The sequence below is a fragment of the Promicromonospora kroppenstedtii DSM 19349 genome (assembly GCF_000515355.1).
Lineage (GTDB): Bacteria > Actinomycetota > Actinomycetes > Actinomycetales > Cellulomonadaceae > Promicromonospora > Promicromonospora kroppenstedtii.
The window spans coordinates 3,237-4,328 of the sequence record NZ_KI911714.1 but is presented as its reverse complement, the minus strand read 5'-3'; the positions used below and the strand labels follow the sequence as shown (position 1 = coordinate 4,328).

Here is a 1,092-nt window from a genome sequence, read left to right as displayed (position 1 = left end):
ACCGTCACCGTGGTCCCGGGCGCCGGCGCCCGTCCGGGTGCGGCGCTGAGCGGCGTCGCACCGGTCGCCGCCGGCATCGACGACGCCTGGGCCGAGACCTCCTTCGCCTGGCGCGCCGTGGGCACCGACGAGTGGCACGACCTCGGCACCGCCGAGGACACCTCGCCGCGCGTGTTCCACGACGTCGCCACCGAGGCGGACCTCCCGGAGGGCACCCTCGTCGAGTACCGCGCGGTCACCCGGGACGCCGACGGCGACCGGGCCGCGGCCAGCTCCTACGGTTCGGTCGGCGTGGACGTCAGCGGCGTCGTCGACGACCCCACGGACCCCGACGTCGACCTGGTCACCGTGCCCGGCTCGCACAACAGCGAGATGGGCTGCGCCGGGGACTGGACGCCGGACTGCGAGGCCGCGCGCCTCACCCTCGCCGACGACGGCACCTACACCGGCACGTTCGAGCTGCCCGCCGGCTCCTACGAGTTCAAGGTGGCGCTGAACGGCTCCTGGGCCGAGAACTACGGCGCCGACGGCGTGCGGGACGGCGCCAACGTCGCCTACTCGACGGGCGGCGGCCCGGTGACCTTCACGTGGGACCCGGAGACCAAGGTGCCGTCCGTGCGGGTCGGCACCCCGGGCACGCCCGGCGAGGGGCAGCAGGCCGCGCACTGGGTGCGCCAGGGGCTGGTCCTGGTCCCGGCCGCCGGCTTCGGCTCCGGGGACACCTGGGCCCTGGAGACGGAGGCGGGGTCGTACCCGCTGGTCCCGGCCGGCGGCACGGGCGACGTGCCCGCGGACGTCGCCGAGGACTTCCCCCATCTGGCCGGCCACCTCGCCCTGGAGGCCGAGGGCCTGACCCGGGCAGAGGCGACGTCGGCCCTGACCGGGGCGCTGCGCCTGACCCGGCACGACGGCGAGACCCTGACCGCCGCCACCGGCGTGCAGATCCCCGGCGTGCTGGACGACCTGTTCGCGACCGACCGCGCCCTCGGCGTGACGTGGCAGGGCAGCAAGAAGGCCTCGTTCGCGCTCTGGGCGCCCACCGCCCGCGCCGTGACGCTGCAGGCCTGGCCCGCCGGCCGGTCGCCGGCCGCC

Annotated in this window: 1 protein-coding gene; it reads left to right on the top strand. The window is 76.8% G+C overall.

Translation table 11 applies throughout. The annotated features are described in order from the left end of the window. Positions 1–1,092: pullulanase X25 domain-containing protein (locus PROKR_RS20215; protein WP_036966417.1), on the top strand; the 1,092-nt coding region annotated here is incomplete at both ends.